General features: G+C 42.3%; 21 protein-coding genes and 2 pseudogenes. 20 read left to right on the plus strand and 3 right to left on the minus strand.

The genetic code is table 11. The features are described 5' to 3' along the window. Positions 1-704: 704 nt before the first annotated feature. Entirely contained in the window at positions 705-1514 is an 810-nt protein-coding gene (locus AT864_RS13250; protein WP_044746273.1) for a flagellin, read from the minus strand. Positions 1515-1646: 132 nt separating this feature from the next. Here AT864_RS13250 and flaG point away from each other — a divergent pair, with 132 nt between their 5' ends. The 16 genes and pseudogenes from flaG to AT864_RS17700 form a co-directional block, all read left to right on the plus strand. Beyond that, positions 1647-1997: a flagellar protein FlaG gene (gene flaG, locus AT864_RS13255; protein WP_044746272.1), complete on the plus strand. Its 351-nt coding sequence runs from the start codon at positions 1647-1649 to the stop codon at positions 1995-1997. Positions 1998-2012: 15 nt separating this feature from the next. Continuing rightward, positions 2013-3578, plus strand: coding sequence for a flagellar hook-associated protein 2 (locus AT864_RS13260; RefSeq protein WP_066149588.1), 1566 nt, complete (start codon positions 2013-2015; stop codon positions 3576-3578). 22 nt (positions 3579-3600) lie between these two features. Then, entirely contained in the window at positions 3601-3999 is a 399-nt protein-coding gene (gene fliS / locus AT864_RS13265; protein WP_044746270.1) for a flagellar export chaperone FliS, read from the plus strand. Then, positions 3999-4352 carry a flagellar protein gene (locus AT864_RS13270; RefSeq protein WP_066149591.1) on the plus strand — a complete coding sequence of 118 codons (354 nt, stop codon included), beginning with the start codon at positions 3999-4001 and terminating at the stop codon, positions 4350-4352. Before fliS ends, AT864_RS13270 begins: the two co-directional genes overlap by 1 nt. Before the next feature lie 75 nt (positions 4353-4427). Then, positions 4428-4688 (plus strand): hypothetical protein, encoded by a 261-nt coding sequence (locus AT864_RS13275; protein WP_066149594.1) that lies wholly within the window; start codon positions 4428-4430, stop codon positions 4686-4688. 3 nt (positions 4689-4691) lie between these two features. Then, a complete protein-coding gene (locus AT864_RS13280; RefSeq protein ID WP_066149597.1) occupies positions 4692-4913 on the plus strand; it encodes a hypothetical protein in 222 nt (73 codons plus the stop codon). Positions 4914-5046: 133 nt separating this feature from the next. Continuing rightward, the gene (gene hpf / locus AT864_RS13285; protein WP_044746267.1) at positions 5047-5601 is read left to right on the plus strand and encodes a ribosome hibernation-promoting factor, HPF/YfiA family; all 555 of its coding nucleotides are present in this window, start codon (positions 5047-5049) and stop codon (positions 5599-5601) included. Positions 5602-5669: 68 nt separating this feature from the next. Continuing rightward, positions 5670-6122 (plus strand): hypothetical protein, encoded by a 453-nt coding sequence (locus tag AT864_RS13290; protein WP_066149599.1) that lies wholly within the window; start codon positions 5670-5672, stop codon positions 6120-6122. Between the two features lie 139 nt (positions 6123-6261). Next, positions 6262-8775, plus strand: coding sequence for a preprotein translocase subunit SecA (gene secA, locus AT864_RS13295; RefSeq protein ID WP_044746265.1), 2514 nt, complete (start codon positions 6262-6264; stop codon positions 8773-8775). Positions 8776-8865: 90 nt separating this feature from the next. Continuing rightward, a protein-coding gene (gene prfB, locus AT864_RS13300; RefSeq protein ID WP_369815562.1) for a peptide chain release factor 2 occupies positions 8866-9970 on the plus strand; the annotation gives its coding sequence in 2 pieces (ribosomal slippage) (positions 8866-8940 and positions 8942-9970; 1104 coding nt in all). Positions 9971-10299: 329 nt separating this feature from the next. Then, on the plus strand, positions 10300-11169 hold the full coding sequence (locus AT864_RS13305; protein ID WP_066149754.1) for a YitT family protein: 870 nt from the start codon (positions 10300-10302) through the stop codon (positions 11167-11169). A gap of 60 nt (positions 11170-11229) precedes the next feature. Continuing rightward, positions 11230-11559, plus strand: coding sequence for a cytochrome c551 (gene cccB, locus AT864_RS13310; protein WP_066149602.1), 330 nt, complete (start codon positions 11230-11232; stop codon positions 11557-11559). A gap of 191 nt (positions 11560-11750) precedes the next feature. Further along, positions 11751-12437, plus strand: a complete 687-nt coding sequence (gene ftsE, locus AT864_RS13315; RefSeq protein WP_066149605.1) for a cell division ATP-binding protein FtsE — start codon at positions 11751-11753, stop codon at positions 12435-12437. After that, the gene (ftsX, locus tag AT864_RS13320; protein ID WP_066149608.1) at positions 12427-13320 is read left to right on the plus strand and encodes a permease-like cell division protein FtsX; all 894 of its coding nucleotides are present in this window, start codon (positions 12427-12429) and stop codon (positions 13318-13320) included. Before ftsE ends, ftsX begins: the two co-directional genes overlap by 11 nt. A gap of 28 nt (positions 13321-13348) precedes the next feature. Then, the gene (locus AT864_RS13325) at positions 13349-14641 is read left to right on the plus strand and encodes a murein hydrolase activator EnvC (RefSeq protein WP_066149610.1); all 1293 of its coding nucleotides are present in this window, start codon (positions 13349-13351) and stop codon (positions 14639-14641) included. A gap of 425 nt (positions 14642-15066) precedes the next feature. Next, positions 15067-15292, plus strand: a pseudogene (locus AT864_RS17700) (IS3 family transposase); the annotation flags it as partial. Positions 15293-15632: 340 nt separating this feature from the next. Here the strand turns inward: AT864_RS17700 and AT864_RS13330 are convergent. Beyond that, entirely contained in the window at positions 15633-16025 is a 393-nt protein-coding gene (locus AT864_RS13330) for a hypothetical protein (protein ID WP_066149613.1), read from the minus strand. Positions 16026-16212: 187 nt separating this feature from the next. Continuing rightward, positions 16213-16491: pseudogene (locus AT864_RS17705) on the minus strand (IS21 family transposase); the annotation flags it as partial. A 1215-nt stretch (positions 16492-17706) separates the two neighbouring features. Between AT864_RS17705 and ahpC the strand changes: the two are divergent. The 4 genes from ahpC (at position 17707) to AT864_RS13355 (ending at position 21593) form a co-directional block, all read left to right on the plus strand. After that, positions 17707-18270 carry an alkyl hydroperoxide reductase subunit C gene (gene ahpC / locus AT864_RS13340; RefSeq protein WP_066149616.1) on the plus strand — a complete coding sequence of 188 codons (564 nt, stop codon included), beginning with the start codon at positions 17707-17709 and terminating at the stop codon, positions 18268-18270. Between the two features lie 14 nt (positions 18271-18284). Next, a complete protein-coding gene (gene ahpF, locus AT864_RS13345; RefSeq protein WP_044746259.1) occupies positions 18285-19814 on the plus strand; it encodes an alkyl hydroperoxide reductase subunit F in 1530 nt (509 codons plus the stop codon). Positions 19815-20343: 529 nt separating this feature from the next. Then, the gene (locus tag AT864_RS13350; RefSeq protein WP_231734658.1) at positions 20344-20769 is read left to right on the plus strand and encodes a MerR family transcriptional regulator; all 426 of its coding nucleotides are present in this window, start codon (positions 20344-20346) and stop codon (positions 20767-20769) included. Between the two features lie 137 nt (positions 20770-20906). Next, on the plus strand, positions 20907-21593 hold the full coding sequence (locus AT864_RS13355; RefSeq protein WP_066149625.1) for a zinc metallopeptidase: 687 nt from the start codon (positions 20907-20909) through the stop codon (positions 21591-21593). The last annotated feature ends 41 nt before the right edge of the window (positions 21594-21634 follow it).

Genomic DNA, 21634 nt, shown 5'->3' on the forward strand with positions numbered 1-21634 from the left:
TTGTGGATTCAACTTTTGTGTAAGTCTATTAGAAAGACTACTGTTATTTTTTTAATAATAAAATTTGGTATAGCTTACTTTGAATTTATTACAAAACTATCCAATATAGGAGCCGTTAATTGTTTGTGAATAATAAAGGTTAATGTTACTTTATTCACCAATTATTTTTAGTCAGTTAAAGTAATTCGTTATGTTAATTTGCCACTCTGAATCTATGCAGACTAGTAATATCATAGCTTGATAATCAAAAATGCACCAAATGGAGAATAAGAGTATTTGTTTAACAGAGTATTTATGCCATGTTACTTGATATAGATCCTTCATAGCCAATGATTCTATGTGAAAGGACAATTCATATCATTTTTCAGACAAGAGAGCCTACCGTGACCGTTACTCTATATTAAGTTATCATGATGCAGAAAAAAGATGTATACGCTTAATGGTTAAGCTATACATTCGATTCCTCTAACAATTCAAGGTATTTTAAGCATATAGAATATTATGAACGTAAATGAAATAAAGAAAAGGCACGAGCTATATAAAATCAAGATTGATTTGTCAATATATAAATTGCTTCAACAACTACTTGGTCTTATTGAAATATCTTACTTATATAGATTTTTATATATCGAACTCATGCCTACATAACCTAATTTTTTAATTTTTTTGACTGCCCAGTTGTTTAGGGCAGTCTTTTTTATTTGTTAATATAATAGCTTTAATATCTCCTCCGTATTACGATTGACATGAGAAATGAGCAAATAATCACCTTGCTGCCGGATGGATCCGCTTATGTAGTTCATCATTTCACGAGCAACATTAGTGTCTCTGAGCAGAGATTCCGATGTAGTTAGGTTCACTTCTTTTAACATGGCATTGTTTAAATGATGTTCAATGGCTTCATAGTCGGAACCGATATTAGTTAAATGGAAAGTTAAGTTTTTCAATGCTTTGTCCACTTTGGTAATAAGCTGTTCAGCATCCGCTCTTGTTAGTAAATTAGCTCCATTAATTCCAAGACTTTCTGTATCCATCTTCACCATGTCGACTGAGATGATTTGTCCCGGGTTTGCTCCAACTTGTAGAATGAGTGGCCGATTTTCGCCAAGGATTTTTTGGGTATTAAATTCAAGTTTGCTAGCCGTATCATCGATTGCTTGCAACAACTGCTCTAATTCCTGCTGGCTTGCATTATGGTCATCTGCATTTAGCGTATCACTAGCATTTTGTACAGCCAGTTCCCGAATTCTTTGCAAAAGATGGCTAACATTCATCAATCCTTCTTCGGCAGATTTTAGAACGGAAAGCCCATCTTGCATATTTCGTTGTGATTGTGATAATCCCCTAATTTGTGCCCTTAGTGTTTCGGAAATGCTTAATCCTGCAGCGTTATCGCTCGATTGCTGAATACCTAATCCGGAGGCCAGTTTGTCTAAAGTTTTAGAAAGGCTTGTGATATTGCTTTGATAACGATGAATGGAAAAAGCAATCATGGAATGATTTTGTATTTGCATATACTCACCTCCCCCCTTTACTTGTACATTTTTTATATCGACATTTTTTTAACAAAACTAAATACATCTCTTTAAAGATTCTTAATGTCACCGATATAAAAAGTAAAGAAAGTGATCTAGGAGGAAATAGGAATGAAAATCATAAATTCATCGTCAGTCAGAGACATTTCGATATTAAAGTCTTCTAATGAAAGCGAGTCTTTGACGATGGAAAAAGTGATGATAGAACCAGCAGGACAGGACGAGGATACGAGAATATCAAAAGAAAGGTTAGAAGAAATTGCAGGAAAACTAAATGAATTTTTAGGAGATCACAATCGTTCTATTAAATTTGTTTTGCATGATGAACTTAAGGAATATTATGTGCAAATCATTAATTCTGAAACGAAAGAAGTTGTCAAAGAAATTCCTCCTAAGAAATTGCTCGATGCTTTTTATACGATGAAGAAGTTTTTGGGAATGGTTATTGATGAGAAAATTTAAAAGGAGACGATAGAAATGTCAACCATGAGAATTGGCGGATTAGCCAGCGGCATGGATATTGATCAGCTTGTAGGAGATTTAATGAAAGCGGAAAGAATCCCCCTTGATAAATTATATCAGCAAAAACAAACCTTCGAATGGCAACGTGATGCCTATCGTGATGTGAATAAAAAGTTAGCTGACTTCGATACGTATTTATTTAATAACTTTGGTTTGGTAAGTAGCGTTTATCAAAAAAGTACCACATCTTCTAATGAACAGGCGGTAGCTGTAAAAGCGTCAGGTTCAGCCTATGATGCAACGAATACGATAAGCGTCTCTAGACTTGCTAAAGCTGCTTCAGGTGTGTCCCAAGCAGTTGCAGGTGCGAAATCTAATACAACTCTAGGGGAAAAAGGTCTAACTGCTGATACTACGATTACGATTGCTGCCCTCCAAGCTGATGGAACGTATAGAGAAGAAGCGGTCACGTTTAAGCCGACTGATACATTTGCAGATGTAGCTAAAAAACTAAATCAGTCTGGGTTAAATATTAATGCTATTTTTGACGATGGCTCAGGAAAATTGGGCATCTCTACTCGAACAACAGGAACCGTTGATACGACCACTATCGATAAAGCGGAAGTTTATGTAAAATCAGCCACTGGAGATGATATTTTCTCCACTATTTTTGGATTTGGTACAGGCAACGATCAAGATGGCAACCCTGATGTTACGGCACTAGCGAATGGCGGTCAAAATGCTAAGTTTACTCTAAATGGATTAGAAATGGAAAGGCAAACAAACACGTTTACCATCAATGGAATCCAATATACATTGAAATCAGAGACGACGACACCGGTTATTATTACATCACAAACAGATGTTGATGGAATGATCGCAAAGATAGAGGATTTTGTAAATAAATATAATGAACTGATTAGTTCCCTAAACGATAAAATCCGTGAAAAGCGTTACCAGGATTATCCGCCGCTTACAGACGAACAGAAAAAGGATATGACCGAAAAACAAATTGAGTTATGGGAAGAAAAATCAAAGAGCGGATTACTGCGTAATGATTCGATTATTTCTAATGGATTATCGCAAATGAGACGTGATTTGTATAGCAAGGTTGATGGTATTGGCACGAATGTGATTGACACGATTTCTGAATTGGGGATTACAACTACAAATGAAATTACAAATGGCGGTCAACTTGTTATAGATCGTGATAAACTAAGAGCAGCATTAGAAAATGATCCAGATAAAGTTGTGAAAATATTGACACAAAGTGGTCAAGTGACAAAAGATGCAAGTGGTCAAGTGGTTTCCGATACACGAGGCATTGTCCAGCGTCTTCGTGATTCTATAAAAGGAATGACGCAAAATATTGAGAAAAAAGCTGGGAAACCTACTTTGACTGAAAATCAATATTCAATAGGTGTACAATTGAAGGATGTTGAAAATCGAATTTCTGATTTTCAGCGGCGTTTAGAAGATATTGAAGCTAGATATTGGAAGCAATTTACTGCTATGGAGCAGGCTGTGCAAAAAGCAAATCAACAATCGGCGTTTTTGATGGGACAATTTGGAGGAAATTAAATAATAAAGAGGGTGCTAGTACGTGGTTAACCAACAACTCCACCAGATATATCAGCAAAATAGTGTAAGTACTGCTTCGCCAGGTGAATTAACATTGATGCTTTACAATGGTTGTTTGAAGTTTTTAAACAAAGGGAAACAAGCAATCAAAGAGAACAATATTCAGGAGAGAAATATCAATTTACAAAAGGCGCAAAGAATTATTCAGGAGCTTATGGTAACACTGGATCAGAAATATGAGGTGGCTCATCAGATGATGGCCATGTATGAATATATGAATCGTCGCTTGGTTGAAGCAAACGTTACAAATAATATTGCCATTGTGGAAGAAGTAGAAGGATTTATGACAGAATTCCGTGATGTATGGAAGGAAGTTATTCGATTAAATCGTCAAAAGCAATTTAAAGGAGATCAAGCCTAATGGATTTAGTAGAACAGCTTATGTCATGCTCTAAAAAATTGCTGGCTGTTCTTGAAAATCCAAATAGTGATCGTGACCAGCAAGTGGATAAAGTAGTGGAATTGTTAAACGAAAGAGAAGAAATCATTGTTAGATTGAAGGGACAAACTGATGCGAAGTTGAAAAAGCGTCCACAAATAATGGAAATTTTACAAATGGAACAAGATATTCAGAAAAAAATTCATCATTTATACGAACAAATAAAAAATGATTTAAAGAGATGGAATGGACAGAAGCGTTTGCAGAATGTGTATAATAGACCCTTTTCTCATGTTGAAACATATGATGGACGTTTTTACGATAAAAGAAAATAAAATTTAACTAAATTTACATTTATTGGATTATTTTGATATTTCTCTCACCATTACGAACGCACACAAGGCGACGCGGTGCTAGTCGATCTTTTTACCGCGCTTGGCCGCATTCATGATGTCAACGAGCGGCTGCTCTCCCGCTTTTTTGCGGAGAATGCCGCCATCATGGCGGAGATCCGCCGGTTTTCCGCTGTTGAGGACGAGGCATGGAAGCTGGATGGAAAGCTGCAGGATGCCAATGTGAAGCAGCAGCTTGTCGAGACGCGCTTAGCTCCTGCGTTTGAAGCGTGGAAAGCCAGCATGCTGACGCATTTGCGCCCATATGTGGAGCAATAATTGATGCTTTTGCTACGTGAAACCATCGAAGGAGCAGTGGAGAAAGCGATCAGTGCGGAAGCACCGTTCTGTAATGTCAGCATGCCTTTTGGCAAGCAGGCCGCAGAAAAGATGAATCCATCTGTACTAAACCGTTCTCTAGCTGAGTGGAGGGCGGTTTTTTATTTGCATGGAATCAGAGTTCGCTTGATTTCAAACAAGGCTGGCATAAAGGGGCGAGAATAAGAGTAAATATTACCATAATATCCATTTGATTTTTCACAAAATTTTCAAAAAATATTCGACGTTTGAAGAAGGATTTTGTAGGGGATTGTAGAACTATACACATAACCCTTTATTAAAGGAGGCTTTTGCACATATGAAGTACAACATTCGCGGTGAGAATCTGGAAGTTACGCAAGCCTTAAAAGACTACGCTGAGAAAAAGCTCGGCAAATTGGAACGCTATTTTGACGCAACGGAAGAAGTGATAGTCAATGTGAACTTAAAAGTATATAACGATAAACAAGCGAAAGTAGAGGTGACGATCCCGATGCCGCAACTGGTGCTGCGCGCAGAGGAGCGGCATGAGGATATGTATGCGGCGCTTGATTTGGTGACAGACAAATTGGAGCGGCAGATTCGGAAGCACAAGACGAAAGTGAACCGAAAATGGCGCGAAAAAGAAGCGAAGCATGTATTTGCCGGCAACGATGTTCCGGTGGCAACTGAACCAGCAGAGGAAGAGGAATGGGATTTTGAGCTCGTGCGCACCAAACGGTTTAGCTTGAAGCCGATGGACAGCGAGGAAGCGATTTTGCAAATGAATATGCTCGGCCATAGCTTTTTCGTCTTTACCAACGCGGAGACGAACCGCACCAACATTGTCTACCGCCGCAAAGACGGAAGATACGGTTTAATTGAAGCGAATTAATCTTCATCCCCTGCCTTTTGAAGGCGGGGGATGTTATAATGTATTAGGAGGAAGGAGGTGAGTAAAAGATGGAAGAGATGTTAAAGCAAATTTTGCTTAAATTGGATAAGATGGAAACGAATGCGGAACAATTTCAAGAAGAAGTTCGCCAGCGATTGGATCAAGTGGACAAGCGTTTTGCGCAAATGGATGAGCGGTTTGTCCAAATCGACGAACGCTTCGCCAATCTGGAAGCTCGTTTAGACCATCTGGAGAGTGAGATGGCAGAAGTGAAAGAGCGCCTCGGTCACCTTGAAAGCGACATGGTTGAGGTGAAACAACGGCTCGAGCAGGTCGAAGGGAAGATAGGCAAGGTAAAAGAAGCGGTGTTCCCCCAAGAACCTCAAGTCGCTGACGATGTGTATGCGCTGTTGAAAAACATCCATAAGAAAATCGAGGAAAAAGGGTTTGAAATCTATGCGCTCAACAAACGGCTGTTGCATGTCGAAGGAGCGATTGAACAAATCCAATCGCAAACGTAACGAGCGGTTCCAGCTAGAAGGCTGGCTTTTCTTTTTTCCCTCCTCTCTTCTCCATCGATCCCCGCGTTTGAGTTGTCACCTATTCCTGTAAATGATATCATGTAAATTAGTGATTCTATCTGAATAAGGGGCGTTATATATGCTAGGAGTATTAAAAAAGGTGTTTGATTCAAATAAACGCCAGATTCAACGCTTGGAAAAAATTGCAGAGCAGGTGGATGCGCTCAGTGCCGATATGGCCAAGCTTTCTGATGAAGAGCTGCGCCAAAAAACGGAGCAGTTTAAAGCGCGCTACCAGCAAGGAGAGTCGCTTGATGATTTGTTGGTCGAAGCTTTTGCGGTTGTGCGCGAGGGAGCGAAGCGCGTCCTTGGGCTTTATCCATATAAAGTGCAAATTATGGGCGGTGTTGTGCTTCATGAAGGCAATATCGCCGAGATGAAAACAGGGGAAGGGAAAACGCTGACGGCCACGATGCCGGTCTATTTGAACGCGTTGACAGGAAAAGGCGTTCATGTCGTGACGGTCAACGAATATTTGGCCAGCCGTGACGCGACGGAAATGGGCCGTCTGTATGAGTTTTTAGGCTTAACGGTCGGTTTGAATTTGACAGGCTTGTCACGCGAGGAGAAGCAGGCCGCGTACCAAGCGGATATTACGTATGGAACGAACAATGAATTCGGCTTTGATTATTTGCGCGATAACATGGTGCTCTACAAGGAGCATATGGTGCAGCGTCCGCTTCATTTTGCTGTGATTGACGAGGTCGACTCGATTTTAATCGATGAGGCGCGAACGCCGCTTATTATCTCTGGTACCGCGCAAAAGTCGACGAAGCTGTATATTCAGGCGAACGCGTTTGTTCGTACGCTCAAGCGGGATACGGACTACACGTATGATGAAAAAACAAAAAGCGTGCAGCTGACAGAAGAAGGGATTACGAAAGCGGAGCGCGCGTTTGGCATCGATAACTTATTTGACTTAAAGCATGTGACGCTGAACCATCACATTAATCAGGCGTTAAAAGCGCATGTGACGATGCAGCGCGATGTCGATTATGTCGTGGAAGAAGGAAAGGTCGTCATCGTTGATCCGTTCACAGGTCGTTTAATGAGAGGCCGGCGTTATAGCGATGGCTTGCATCAAGCGATCGAAGCGAAGGAAGGTCTGGAGATTCAAAACGAATCGATGACGTTGGCGACGATTACGTTCCAAAACTATTTCCGCATGTATGAAAAATTAGCGGGAATGACAGGAACAGCGAAGACAGAGGAAGAAGAATTCCGCAACATTTACAATATGCAGGTGGTTGTCATTCCAACCAATAAACCGGTCATTCGCGAAGATCGCCCGGATTTAATTTATAAAACGATGGAAGGCAAATTCCGCGCGGTCGTCGAGGATATTGCCGAGCGCCATGCGAAGGGGCAGCCGGTGCTTGTCGGTACGGTTGCGATCGAGACCTCTGAGCTGATTTCAAGCATGCTGAAGAAACGAGGCATTCCGCATAATGTGCTGAACGCGAAAAACCATGCAAAAGAGGCGGAGATTATTGCGCAAGCTGGACAAAAAGGCGCGGTGACGATCGCCACGAACATGGCAGGGCGCGGAACGGACATTAAGCTTGGCGAAGGGGTGACCGATCTTGGCGGATTGGCGGTCATCGGTACGGAACGGCACGAAAGCCGCCGGATTGATAACCAGCTGCGCGGACGTTCAGGACGTCAAGGAGATCCTGGAGTATCGCAATTTTACTTGTCATTGGAAGACGAGTTGATGCGCCGCTTCGGCTCGGAAAATTTAATGGCGATGATGGATCGCTTCGGCATGGACGATTCCCAGCCGATTCAAAGCAAAATGGTGACAAGAGCGGTTGAGTCGGCGCAGAAACGCGTGGAGGGCAATAACTTTGACGCGCGGAAGCAGCTGTTGCAATATGATGATGTATTGCGCGAGCAGCGGGAAATTATTTACCGCCAGCGCTTTGAGGTGCTGGATTCCGAAAATCTGCGCAGCATTGTTGAAAAGATGATCCAATCGGTCATTGAACGAGTGGTGACGACGCATGCGCCAAGTGAAGAGCTTCCGGAAGATTGGGATTTGAAAGGCATTCTGGATTACGTCCATGCCAACCTGCTTCCAGAGGGAGATGTGGCCGTCAGCGATTTGCGCGGCAAAGAACCGGAAGAAATGATCGAAGTGATTTGGCAAAAGGTCAAAGCGCGCTATGATGAAAAAGAACAGCAAATCGATCCGGAGCAAATGCGCGAATTTGAGCGCGTGATCGTGCTTCGCGCGGTCGATATGAAGTGGATGGATCATATTGATGCGATGGAGCAATTGCGACAAGGCATTCATCTGCGGGCATATGGACAAATCGATCCGCTTCGCGAATATCAAATGGAAGGCTATGCGATGTTTGACGCCATGATTGCTTCCATTGAAGAAGAAGTGGCAAAATATATCATGAAAGCGGAAATCCACAGCAACCTTGAGCGCCAAGAAGTGGCGAAGGGAGAAGCCGTTCATCCAAAAGAAGATGAAGGGGAAGTGAAGCGCAAGCCGGTTCGCAAAGCGGTGGACATTGGCCGCAATGATCCGTGCATTTGCGGCAGCGGCAAGAAATATAAAAACTGCTGCGGGAAAAACGCGTAAATCAAAGTGAGGGGGGCAGCCTCTCGCTTTGATTTTGCCCTGTAACAGATAGGAAATATAGGGAGTAAACTAGTAATGAGGTGAACAGCGATGATTGATTTAGTGGAAGTAAAGCAAGACTTGGAGAAAATGGCTAAGCGATTAGCGGATATTAGGGGGTCTCTTTGACCTTGATGTGAAGGAGGCGCGCATTCGCGAACTGGAGGAGCAAATGGCTGCGCCCAATTTCTGGGATGATCAAAAGGAAGCGCAGACAGTGATTAGCGAGGCGAATGCACTGAAGGATCTCGTCGGCGCCTTTCATCAACTAGAAGAGCGGTTTGAAAATTTAGAGCTGACCTATGAGCTTGTCAAAGAAGAGCCGGATGAAGATTTGCAGCAGGAGCTTGTTGCCGAAGCGAAAAAGCTGACAAAGGATTTTAGCGAATTTGAGCTGCAGCTGTTGCTGAATGAGCCGTATGATAAAAACAATGCCATTTTGGAGCTTCATCCGGGCGCGGGCGGAACGGAGTCGCAAGACTGGGGCTCCATGCTGCTTCGCATGTATACAAGATGGGCAGAGAAAAAAGGTTTTAAAGTAGAAACGCTGGATTATTTACCTGGCGAGGAAGCTGGAATTAAAAGCGTCACTCTGTTAATTAAAGGACATAACGCTTACGGCTATTTAAAGGCGGAAAAAGGCGTGCACCGTTTAGTGCGCATTTCCCCATTTGACGCTTCGGGCCGCCGCCACACATCGTTTGTGTCCTGCGAGGTGATGCCGGAGTTTAACGACGATATTGAAATTGAGATTCGTTCGGAAGACATTAAGGTCGACACGTACCGTTCAAGCGGCGCCGGCGGCCAGCATGTCAATACGACCGACTCGGCTGTGCGCATCACCCACATTCCGACAGGGCTTGTAGTGACGTGCCAATCCGAGCGTTCGCAAATTAAAAACCGCGAAAAAGCGATGAATATGCTCAAAGCGAAGCTATATCAAAAGAAATTAGAGGAGCAGCAGGCGGAGCTGGCGGAGATTCGCGGCGAGCAAAAAGAAATCGGCTGGGGCAGTCAAATTCGTTCTTATGTGTTCCATCCTTATTCGCTTGTGAAAGACCACCGTACGAATACAGAGGTAGGAAACGTACAAGCGGTGATGGACGGCGAAATTGATGCGTTTATTGACGCATACTTGCGTGCCAAGCTGAAATAAAAACGAGGCTTGAAGAGGAGAGACCATCCTTCTTCAAGCCTTTTTGCGCTTGGATTTGGATAGCGGACCAGATCGCGGTTGCTTACGGTTGACAACGGCGAATGACTGATCTTCAAGCTGGAGAAATGGCGAATCTTTCTTTCTGCGGCCGATTGCTTCATCTTCAAGCCGTATTTTCGATAGATTGGCTTTTATTGCGCAAACTATAAGGAAGCGATGCGAAGATTTTCCGTGATCTGAATCATTCTTTAATCCTTTATTGCGTTATTGGGCTGTCATTTACGAACGAAAATAGGCGTGCTATACTCTCATGGGGGGTTTTGAAGATGATGAAACAAGCAAAACGAATCGGTCAACCATTGCATCCTGCTGTTGCCATGATCGGTGAATATGTATACATTCTTATCGGTTCAGCGATCGTTGCGATCGCGTTTAATCTGTTTTTGCTGCCAAATCGCGTGGCTTCTGGAGGTGTCAGCGGCATTAGCACCATTTTGCATGCGACGTTTGGCTGGCATCCTGCTTATGTGCAATGGGCGTTTAATATCCCGCTATTTATTGCCGGGGTTGTGTTTTTAGGACGGCAATTTGGCGTGAAAACGCTCGTGGGAACGGTCTTTTTGCCGTTCGTTGTCTATTTGACGAAAGATGTCGAACCGGCTACTCACGATCCGTTGCTTGGCTCTTTATTCGGGGGCATTGGGGTCGGTGTCGGTTTGGGACTGGTGTTTCGTGGCAAAGCGTCGACAGGTGGAACCGATTTAGCCGCGCAAATTATTCATAAATTTACAGGTCTTTCCCTCGGTACATGCGTCATTCTGATCGACGGCTTGATTGTGTTGACAGCTGCCATTGTCTTTGATATTGAACGCGCGTTATATGCAATGATTGGTTTATTTGTTACAAGCAAAACGATTGATATCGTCCAAATCGGCTTTGGCTATTCAAAAATGGCGATGATTATCACGAATAAAGAAGAGGAAGTGCGGGCGGCTATTCTACATAAAATTAACCGCGGAGTGACGAAAATGTCCGGGTACGGCGGATATACAGAGCATGAGCGCCCTATTCTTATGTGCGTTGTTGAACAAACAGAATTCACGAAATTGAAACAATTAGTGAAAGCCATTGATCCATCAGCGTTTGTCGTCATTATGGACGCGACCGAGGTGCTTGGCGAAGGATTCAAACGTGCGTAAGCGGCTGGAAAATCGGTTATAATAAGGCTGTCTGCAATTTGTTAGAGGGGGAGTTCGTCAATGAAAAAGAAATTAACCGTCTTATTGCTGGGCATGTCGTTCATGTTAGCTGCTTGTGGCGGGGGAAACGAAGCAACAGATAACAAAGATACGAAGAACCAAGGATCCACCGCATCAGCCGCAGAGGAGATTTTTAAACAAAACTGTGCAAGCTGTCATGGCGCTAACTTAGAAGGAGCAGTGGGGCCTAATTTACAAAAAGTGGGGAGCAAATATTCTCAAGATGAAATTAAGCAAATTATCGAAAAAGGTCGAGGCGGCATGCCTGGTGGCATTATTCAAGGAGACGATGCCGACAAAGTGGCTGAATGGCTCGCATCCGAAAAATAAAAAGAAAAGCAATCCGGCAAGCTTGCCGGATTGTTTTTTGTTTTAAACGTCACGGTTTTGAAACATAAATGTAAACAAAAAAGGAAGAGGGTCGTGTTATAATAGGTTTTGTGGAATTTTGTATAAATGGCGCGAGACCGCTCGAATAGTGGCATCATGGATGATGACTTTATAAAAACAAGGTGATTGAAATGATTGAAATGAAAGATGTATATAAGACCTATCCAAACGGCGTCGTTGCGCTAAATGGAATTAATGTACGCATTAAGCAGGGGGAGTTTGTTTATGTGGTTGGTCCGAGCGGTGCTGGAAAGTCGACATTTATTAAAATGATGTACCGCGAGGAAAAGCCGACAAGCGGTTCGATTATGATTAACGGCGTCAACCTTGCTCATTTGAAGGACAACAAAGTGCCGATTTTGCGGCGGAATATTGGCGTGGTATTCCAGGACTTTAAATTGCTCCCTAAGCTAACGGTATATGAGAATGTAGCGTTTGCTTTGGAAGTAATTGAAGAATCGCCGAGACTGATTAAAAAGAAAGTAATGGAAGTGTTGGATTTGGTCGGCTTAAAGCATAAAGCGCGGTTTTATCCCGATGAGCTTTCTGGCGGCGAGCAGCAGCGCGTGTCCATTGCGCGTTCGATTGTCAATTCGCCAAAGATTGTGATTGCGGACGAGCCGACAGGAAATTTGGACCCTGACAATTCTTGGGGAATTATGGAGATTTTCGAGACGATTAATGATCGTGGCACGACGATTGTGATGGCTACGCATAACCGTGAAATTGTCAATACGATTAAAAAGCGTGTCATTGCGATTGAAAGTGGAAAAATTGTCCGCGATGAGGCGAGGGGAGAGTATGGCTATGAGGTTTAATACCCTTCGGCGTCACATGCGGGAAAGCTTTAAAAGCATCGGACGCAACGGCTGGATGACGTTTGCCTCCATTAGTGCCGTCACGGTTACGCTTTTGCTTGTTGGCGTGTTTCTTGTCATCATGTTTAACATGAACCATTTTGCCAGCAAGATTGAAAATGATGTCGAGATTCGCGTCTATATCGATTTGACGGCGACAGAGCAAGATAAGCAGGCGTTAAAAGCGCAAATTGAGGCGGTTCCAGAGGTAAAAGAGGTGGAGTATTCCTCCAAAGAGCAGGAGTTGAAAAATCTTATTAAGAGCTTTGGTGAGGAGGGCTCGTCGTTCCGTTTGTTTGAACAAGATAACCCGCTGAGCGATGTTTATGTCGTGAAGGCGAAACAACCGGAAGATACGGTGAAAGCAGCAAAGAAAATTGAAACGTTTAAGTCTGTACATAAAGTGAAGTACGGGCAAGGTCAAGTGGAGAAATTGTTTAAAACTCTTGGCATTGCAAGGAATATTGGCCTAGGCTTAATTATCGGTTTGCTCTTTACGGCGATGTTTTTAATCTCCAATACGATTAAAATTACCATTTTTGCGCGTCGCCGTGAAATTGAGATTATGAGATTAGTAGGAGCCACGAACGGATTTATTCGCTGGCCATTTTTCCTTGAAGGGCTATGGCTCGGTGTAATGGGAGCAATTATTCCGATCGTGTTGATTTCGCTTGTTTACTATAACATTTATGAGTTTGCCAATCCGAAATTAACGGTTCCGTTTTTGCAGCTCCTTCCGTTTCATCCGTTTATGTGGAAAATTAGCATCGTTTTGCTCGTTCTGGGCGGATGTATTGGCGTGTGGGGAAGCATGATGTCTGTGCGCAGATTTTTAAAAGCTTAGTAGATCATAGAGGAGAAAGGGGAACGAAATCGTGAAGCAAAAGGTGCTTTCATTAGCAGCAGCGGCCGTCATTGGCGCATCCAGTTTTTCTCCGTACTTAGTCGGTGCGGTAAGCAATCAGGAGATTCAACAAAAGCGCAATGCAATTAACAACATTCAATCAAAGCAATCGTCGATTCAAAACCAGATGAGCCAAGCCGATCAGGATATTACTCGCTTGCAATCCCAGCAGGAGAAGCTGGCGGCAGAAATCAAAAAGCTTGATATGACCGTATCAGAAACAAGCGGAAAAATTCGCGAGCTATCTGCCACGATTGAAGATACGAAACAAGATATTCAAGTTTTGCAGCGGGAAATTGCAGAGGTGAAGGAGCGTATCGAAAAGCGGAATGAGCTGTTAAAGGAACGCGTCCGTTCTTTACAGCAAAGCGGCGGATTGGTCAGCTATCTTGATGTGCTGCTAGGGGCGCAAAGCTTTGGCGATTTTATCGATCGCATTAGCGCGGTAACAACCATCTTTGAAGCGGACAAACAAATTATCGCAGAGCAGGAAGCGGATAAAAAGCTGAAGGAAGGCAAAGAAAATGAGTTGACGACTAAGCTTGCGTCGCTGCAAAGTGATTTGCAGAAACTTCAGCAGCTCAAACAACAGCTGAGCCAACAAATTAAGGAGAAAGACCAATTGATGGCACAGCTTGAGAAGCAAGAGCAAGATGTTCATGAGAAAAAATTGGCGCTAGCGGAAGAACAAGAGGTGCTGAAAAAGCAAGAAGCAGCGATGAAAGCACAGCTTCAGCAGTTGTTGATCCAACAGCAGCAACAAGCCGCAAAAGCAAAATCAACGGCGTCACAAACATCTAGTTCTTCAGGCCCGTCCTATGTTTCGGGCGGAGGAAGCGCAGGGGTGCCGGCTGTGACAAGCGGAGCGTTTATGAGACCGGCCAATGGCCCAGTTACGTCCGGTTTTGGAATGCGCGGCGGCGAGTTCCATGCTGGTGTCGATATTGGCAAGCGCGCGGCTGAAGTGCCTGTTGTGGCAGCAGCAGACGGATATGTATTTCGTTCCTATTATTCACAAAGCTACGGAAACGTTGTATTTATTACGCATGTCATTAATGGACAAGTGTATACGACCGTATACGCTCACTTAGAATCCCGTTTGGCTCATGAAGGACAAACGGTCAAAAAGGGCCAAATCATCGGGTATATGGGGAACACAGGCTGGTCAGAAGGAGCGCATCTTCATTTCGAATTGCACCGCGGTCCGTGGAATGCAGCGAAATCCAATGCTGTGAACCCGTTAAATTATATTAATTTCTAAATCTAAAATTTAAAAAAGCAGCATCAACATGCACAACTTGTCTGGATGGTTCTTTCAGCAAGTTGTGCATTTTTTATGAAGGGAGGATGGCATGGCAAGGTTTCTGTATGAATTTGATAACTATATCAAAGAAGGGGACGTGGTCAAGGAGAGTTTGAAAGCTATAAACCTTGGTTGACCGTTAGGAATACCAGCTGTTGTGATGTTTATTTCATCACGAATATTTTTGATGAGTAAAAAATTCATGAAATGAAAAATAAAAACATTCAATTATATGTATAAAATTTCATATCTATTGTCGCTTGACATGAAGCTTCTGCGGGCATGATTCTGTATCATACCCACCGCTCCATGTAAAACGAATAGGCAATAAATGATGTAATTGCCAAACATCAAAATTCTTGATCGTTACTAACATAGATGCCTTTGATATTGAGAGATCGTTGAGTGAAAAAGGAACTTCATATGACAATGACGTAGCGGAAGATATGTTTAAGATCACCAAAACAAAATTCATGTGGTAGGGTCTTTTCCAACCCGCAAGAACTTAACCTTGAACTTTTTGACTATGTGAACGGGTTTAATAATGTTCGAATACATGGGGCACTGTGCTATCTAACACTAGCAGAATACAAGTTAATGGACCTTTAAAAATTTGTTTAGTTTAGTGTTGACATACCATCGTCATCGTATCCACTTTTTGTTTCATCCAAATGCTAAGTTGAATAAAGAAATTTTACCTTTAGCCTCTTTATAGGTGATTACTTCATTACAAATAAACAACATACTCAGACAAAAACCTCCAAATTCTAGAATATGTTTTAAACTCTTTAGTAAATATTAAAAGACACCGGTTTAAATTGAACCGATGTCTTTAACTAAATCCTATAACTAATTAGTTAATGGAAAAGCCGCGTAAAATCAATATTCCAGCGGTTTTTATAACTAATTTTATTAACTAAACCTATAACTAATTTAAAACTAAGTTTAACTAATTAGTTAATACCCATTTTGGATAGCGGGAAGAACCTTGATTGACAATGGTTTTATCCTTTTTAGACATTTCTTGAAGCAAATTGCCGATGTACTTTCTTTTCTGCTTCTCATCAAGAGCATCAGATAGTTTATCTAGCAACAAATCATCAATATCTTTTCTATTTGCCACTTTATACTGACGCAAAAATAAAATAATCATTTGCTTATAATGCTCTTTGTTAAAAGCCCTGTTTTTAATATAAGTAGTCTTATCTCCTGTAAGTTCAGCAATTTTAGCGGAAACATATAGGTTTGGATATCCGCCTTCCACTAATTTTAATGCCCTTAATTTTTTTGCTTCTTCTTGTGCTTGGTTTATTTCTTCGTTTTTGCTTATAAAAAATTTCATAAACTGCTTTCACGATAATCATTAGAACCATTAAAATATAATTGCTAACAATCGCTATTTGTTGACTATTATCTGGAGTTGTTAAGACAAATTTAAAACTTTCTTGTACCTATTTCTACATTCATCTTGGTCGTAAATCCCACATATTTCATTCGAGAATATGATACGGCCGAACAAAATCTCTTCATATCATCATCCTGCCGGTGTATCCCATCGCTTGAATCTCTTCGAAGAGAACCACACCATTTGTCGTACCTTCTTGTATTCGTTGAAGAAGATAGCTTTTATAAGGATCGAGTTTGCTTTTTCTTTTTTTCTCACTGACTTTACGTTCTGGAAGCTTGTCCTCCTTTAGATACTTACGAATGGTTTTCCGATCAAATCCTGTTTCTTTGGCAATCGCTGTTTGAGTCCAACCTTTCTGATACAGCTCTCGAATCATAAAAAACTCCCCTATCTTCAGCACCGTTTCTCCACTCAAGATGTTGCTTCGAAACGATGATCTGTTATTTTGGGGAATTTTAAACCGATTTTATCACTACAGCTACATAAATCTAAAATTTAAAAAAGCAGCATCAACATGCACAACTTGTCTGGATAGCCTTTTCAGCAAGTTGTGCATTTTTTATGAAGGGAGGATGGCATGGCAAGGTTTCTGTATGAATGGTTCAATTGAATCAGTCCTTTTTTACTTATGAAACAGGATCATTGAATATCATTTGAGATTGTTTTAACATACCTATCATGAAGTCTCCTACTTCTTCATTTGCCAGGGAGATACTAGCACCACGTCATAGGGAGGGAACTTAAGATACGAAATACGAGGGGACTGGTTGATAGTGAAACGATTCTTTGCGATTAGGCAGGTGAGTTTACTTCAGAAAGGGAAAAGAGTAAAATAAAGACGGATATGGCTTTTATATGGAATATTTTAGAATTTTATAGAGATTCGGTTTTGTCTCTTGCTATAACCGGATTCCGTTTTTCAGTAGACCGCACAGCATGAAACGGCAGATCGCTGATCAGGTGCCGATGATCTCCCGATGCTTCCATCTCTGTATGATGTCACATTGGCTCAGCAGCTTTGTCTTTCCGTTTGATTTGAAAAAACACTTTGATGATCGAATCCTTCTTCGCTGAACGTTCTTTGCTTGTATGTTCTTATCATGATCAGGGCAAAATAAAAGTGTATGCTTTTGATTGGGCATATACGGTGATCGTTAAGTGAGCCGGCTCCTCAAGCAAGGAGTGTCACATATACTTGTGCAGGAAAGATCTAGCGATTGTTATCAATGGATCAAAACACGCTTGGCTTCTCCTTACAAACCTATTAAAATCAGTAGCCATACGCAGAAATGTTTGAAAAGCGCGTCTTTTCGTCAATGTGGGAGCCGATCGCGACTCATTCAGAGGAAACGGTTGCTTATTCTCATTCATCATGGATTAAATGGTCACTAAATGAGAAAAGATGATCGGCGGCGGAGCGCAGCATGGAGGAGAATGGCCGCTTTCTATCGTCTGATGTAGGGATAAAATCAAAATAAATTTGAAACATATCTATTGACAAATAGATACTACTATATGATAATAAATATCGAATTATAATTATTATAATTTACATAAATAGCTTGGGTGACAAGCTATGAATCATTCCAACACTATTTTTAGGAGGTAGATGAAGATGTCTTTAATCGGCAAAGAGGTACAATCATTCCAAGCAAAAGCGTTCCATAATGGAGAGTTTATCGATGTGACAGAGCAAAACTTTAAAGGAAAATGGAGCGTTGTTTGCTTCTATCCAGCTGACTTTACATTCGTATGCCCTACAGAGCTTGAAGACTTACAAAATAACTATGCAACTTTAAAAGAGCTTGGTGTTGAAGTATATTCTGTTTCAACAGATACACATTTCACACATAAAGCATGGCATGATACATCTGAAACCATTAACAAAATCGAATACATTATGATTGGCGACCCTTCACAAAAACTATCTCGCATGTTTGATGTATTAGATGAAGAAGCAGGTCTTGCTCAACGCGGTACGTTTATTATTGATCCAGACGGTGTGATCCAAGCGGTTGAGATTAATGCTGACGGTATCGGCCGTGATGCAAGCACATTGATTAACAAAATTAAAGCTGCGCAATATGTTCGCAATAATCCTGGTGAAGTTTGTCCAGCTAAATGGCAAGAAGGATCAGAAACACTGAAACCAAGCCTTGATCTTGTAGGTAAAATTTAAGAGGGGATATCAACATGATATTGGATGCAGAAATAAAAGCACAGCTGGCCCAATATCTGCAATTGATGGAAGGAGACGTACTTCTTAAAGTCAGCGCGGGATCCGATAGCGTATCCCGCGATATGCTGGCTCTTGTGGATGAATTGGCCACCATGTCTCCTAAAATCAAAGTAGAGAACACACAGCTAGAGAGAACGCCAAGCTTTAGTGTGAATCGCATCGGCGAAGACACAGGGATCACATTTGCCGGCGTTCCATTGGGCCATGAGTTTACTTCATTGGTGTTGGCTCTACTCCAGACAAGTGGAAGACCTCCAAAAGTCGATCAGAAAGTAATTGAACGAATTAAAAACATAAAAGGCACCTATCATTTTGAATCTTATGTGAGCTTGACATGCCATAACTGCCCTGACGTTGTACAAGCCTTGAATTTAATGAGCATCCTGAATCCTGGCATTTCGCATACGATGATTGACGGTGCAGCGTTTAAGGATGAGGCAGAAAGCAAGGGGATTATGGCCGTTCCGACTGTATTCTTAAATGGAGAGCTTTTTGGCAGCGGACGGATGTCGCTTGAAGAAATTCTTTCAAAGATAGGAAGCACTTTGGATGCCTCCGCTTTCGCTGAAAAAGAACCATTTGATGTGCTTGTTGTCGGTGGCGGTCCAGCTGGTGCAACGGCAGCGATTTATGCAGCGCGAAAAGGCATTCGCACGGGTATTGTAGCTGAACGCTTTGGGGGACAAATATTGGATACGTTGGGCATTGAGAATTTTATCAGTGTCAAATATACAGAAGGCCCTAAGCTTGCAGCGAGTCTTGAGGAGCATGTCAAACAGTATGATATCGATATCATGGATTCGCAGCGAGTGAAGCGCTTAGAAAAGAAAGATCTTATTGAAATCGAGCTTGAAAATGGCGCGGTTTTAAAAAGCAAGACAGTGGTTCTGGCAACAGGCGCTCGCTGGCGCAATCTTGGGGTGCCAGGTGAGGCTGAGTTCAAAAACAAAGGAGTGGCCTACTGCCCTCATTGCGACGGTCCGTTGTTTGAAGGAAAGCATGTGGCCGTTATTGGAGGCGGCAATTCCGGCGTAGAGGCAGCGATTGATCTTGCCGGTATTGTCAAGCATGTCACCGTCTTTGAATTTATGCCGGAATTAAAAGCTGATGCCGTTCTTCAAGAGCGCCTCTACAGTTTGCCTAATGTCACCGTTCTTAAGAACGTCCAAACAAAGGAAATTACCGGTACAGACCGAGTAAACGGCATTTCTTACATTGACCGCGAAACAGGTGAAGAGCATCACCTTGAACTACAAGGCGTATTCGTGCAGATTGGTCTTGTGCCAAATACCGATTGGTTAGAGGGAACTGTTGAGCGCAACCGCTTCGGCGAAATTATCGTCGATAAGCGAGGGGCTACGAACATCCCTGGCGTATTTGCGGCAGGCGACTGCACAGATAGCGCATATAAGCAGATCATTATTTCGATGGGATCAGGCGCGACCGCCGCTTTGGGCGCATTTGATTACCTCATTCGAAATTAATCAAATGATAATATGTGAACTCTTGGAAAGCCGCTTTCTGAATGGCAGTGGAAAGCGGCTTTCTTTTTAATTTTAACAAAGCCTGCGGATCAAGTAAATCGCCTTTAAGAATTTGACGGCCAAAAGGTCTATTCCTCGATCTCCAAGAAGCACTTTCTAGATTAGCTCCCCGCCATGCATGATGGGCGAAATCGGCTTTCCTTATGCATAAAAATAGATGAATCCTTCCCCGCCATCCATTCGTATATATTCATAAAGTGAACTTATATGTGTAAATACAACTGAAAGATCCATGATTGGAAGAATCCTGTGCACTCCCCATGATGATGGAAAACTGCTTGCAGAGCGAGAAAGCGGTTTGTTCGGTGCCATGAACGTTGAAGGTAGATGATTGGAAGAGAAAAGTTGCCGAATTATGTTGTCTTATATAAAAAAACTATACAGCATAACGTTTGACTGTATGGTTTTTATAGGTACAATATGAATTAAAAGAATGAAAATCAATGAAAGGGGTGAATGTATTGGGAAGTTGTTTAAAATTGGCGAACTTGCGGAATTAGCAGGTGTATCGAAACGGACGATCGATTATTATACACAGCTTGGCTTGCTTGAACCCCTTCGTTCTGAATCGAATTATCGTTATTATCCTGAAGAGAGTCTCGAATATTTGCGGCTAATCCATGTGTTAAAGAAACAAAATTTAACGCTGGAAGAAATCAAAGAACGCGTACAGACGATGAAGAATTTATCGTTTTCTGTAGAGGAAATTGCCGATAAGATTGAGCATCTTCAGGAGCAGATGAAGCATATTCAAGAAGAAGTGTTGGAATTAAAACCGTTGCTGCAGCATCTCAATAAACAGCAGATGAAGCTGATGACCAAACCGTTAGCACAGCAAGGATATGGGTTGTTGCACGCATTAGCGATATTGCTTGGGGAGAACCCTTTTATTTAACCAACAAAAAAGGGTTGTATCCCTGAGGCTCCAGCTTTGTCAAAGCGAGAGCATCATGCAGCAAAACTTCCTATGAAGGCGGTACGGCAGGCCGATTGAATAGATGTAAACACCATATGGCAGTAGGAGGGAAAATGATGTTATTTCATCCGATGGACATTTTTATCTTTTTAGCATTTGGATTGTCACTTTGGGCACAATTTAAAGTAAAAGGAACCTTCAACCAATGGGCGAAAGTGCCTGCGGGCTCTTCACTGACAGGAGCTGAAGTAGCAAGAAGAATTTTGGATTCTCAAGGCTTATATCATGTTCCCGTTGAGCCTGTGGCTGGCGCGTTGACAGATCATTACGATCCGTTATCCAAAACGGTTCGATTATCTGAGCCTGTTTATTATGGGCATTCGATTGCGGCTTTATCGGTGGCCGCTCATGAAGTCGGGCATGCTATTCAGCATCAGCAATCATACGGTGCGTTAATTTGGCGTCATCGCATGTTTCCGCTTGTGAATTTTTCGTCCGGGATCGCTCCTTTTCTTTTATTGCTTGGATTTTTGCTTCATCAAACATCGCTTATTGGATTTGGGATCATCCTCTTCTCCGCGGCTGTAGCATTCCAGCTAATCACGCTGCCGGTAGAGTTTAATGCAAGCTCCCGCGCCAAACAATTGCTTCTTGCGCAAGGAATGATTGTTCATCAGGAAGAGCGGGGCGTGAAAAAAGTATTAAACGCTGCAGCGCTTACTTATGTAGCGGCTGCTTTGATCTCTGTTTTAGAGTTAATGAAGTTTGTCATGATTTTCTTTCAAGGAAATAACGAGGAATAAAGCTTATGGATTCAATGGACAGGAGGTGGGTTCTCTAGCTG

It is taken from the genome of Anoxybacillus sp. P3H1B (genome assembly GCF_001560855.1).
Lineage (GTDB): Bacteria > Bacillota > Bacilli > Bacillales > Anoxybacillaceae > Anoxybacteroides > Anoxybacteroides rupiense.

Bases quoted from the DNA above. Each gene is read 5' to 3' on its own strand.
- hpf (WP_044746267.1), top strand. From the start codon at position 5,047: ATGAAGTACAACATTCGCGGTGAGAATCTGGAAGTTACGCAAGCCTTA.
- ftsX (WP_066149608.1), top strand. From the start codon at position 12,427: ATGAGGTTTAATACCCTTCGGCGTCACATGCGGGAAAGCTTTAAAAGC.
- AT864_RS13270 (WP_066149591.1), top strand. From the start codon at position 3,999: ATGGATTTAGTAGAACAGCTTATGTCATGCTCTAAAAAATTGCTGGCT.
- AT864_RS13330 (WP_066149613.1), bottom strand. From the start codon at position 16,025: ATGAAATTTTTTATAAGCAAAAACGAAGAAATAAACCAAGCACAAGAA.
- ahpF (WP_044746259.1), top strand. From the start codon at position 18,285: ATGATATTGGATGCAGAAATAAAAGCACAGCTGGCCCAATATCTGCAA.
- AT864_RS13355 (WP_066149625.1), top strand. From the start codon at position 20,907: ATGTTATTTCATCCGATGGACATTTTTATCTTTTTAGCATTTGGATTG.
- ahpC (WP_066149616.1), top strand. From the start codon at position 17,707: ATGTCTTTAATCGGCAAAGAGGTACAATCATTCCAAGCAAAAGCGTTC.
- flaG (WP_044746272.1), top strand. From the start codon at position 1,647: ATGAAAATCATAAATTCATCGTCAGTCAGAGACATTTCGATATTAAAG.
- AT864_RS13280 (WP_066149597.1), top strand. From the start codon at position 4,692: ATGCTTTTGCTACGTGAAACCATCGAAGGAGCAGTGGAGAAAGCGATC.
- AT864_RS13305 (WP_066149754.1), top strand. From the start codon at position 10,300: ATGAAACAAGCAAAACGAATCGGTCAACCATTGCATCCTGCTGTTGCC.
- ftsE (WP_066149605.1), top strand. From the start codon at position 11,751: ATGATTGAAATGAAAGATGTATATAAGACCTATCCAAACGGCGTCGTT.
- secA (WP_044746265.1), top strand. From the start codon at position 6,262: ATGCTAGGAGTATTAAAAAAGGTGTTTGATTCAAATAAACGCCAGATT.
- cccB (WP_066149602.1), top strand. From the start codon at position 11,230: ATGAAAAAGAAATTAACCGTCTTATTGCTGGGCATGTCGTTCATGTTA.
- AT864_RS13290 (WP_066149599.1), top strand. From the start codon at position 5,670: ATGGAAGAGATGTTAAAGCAAATTTTGCTTAAATTGGATAAGATGGAA.
- AT864_RS13250 (WP_044746273.1), bottom strand. From the start codon at position 1,514: ATGCAAATACAAAATCATTCCATGATTGCTTTTTCCATTCATCGTTAT.
- AT864_RS13260 (WP_066149588.1), top strand. From the start codon at position 2,013: ATGTCAACCATGAGAATTGGCGGATTAGCCAGCGGCATGGATATTGAT.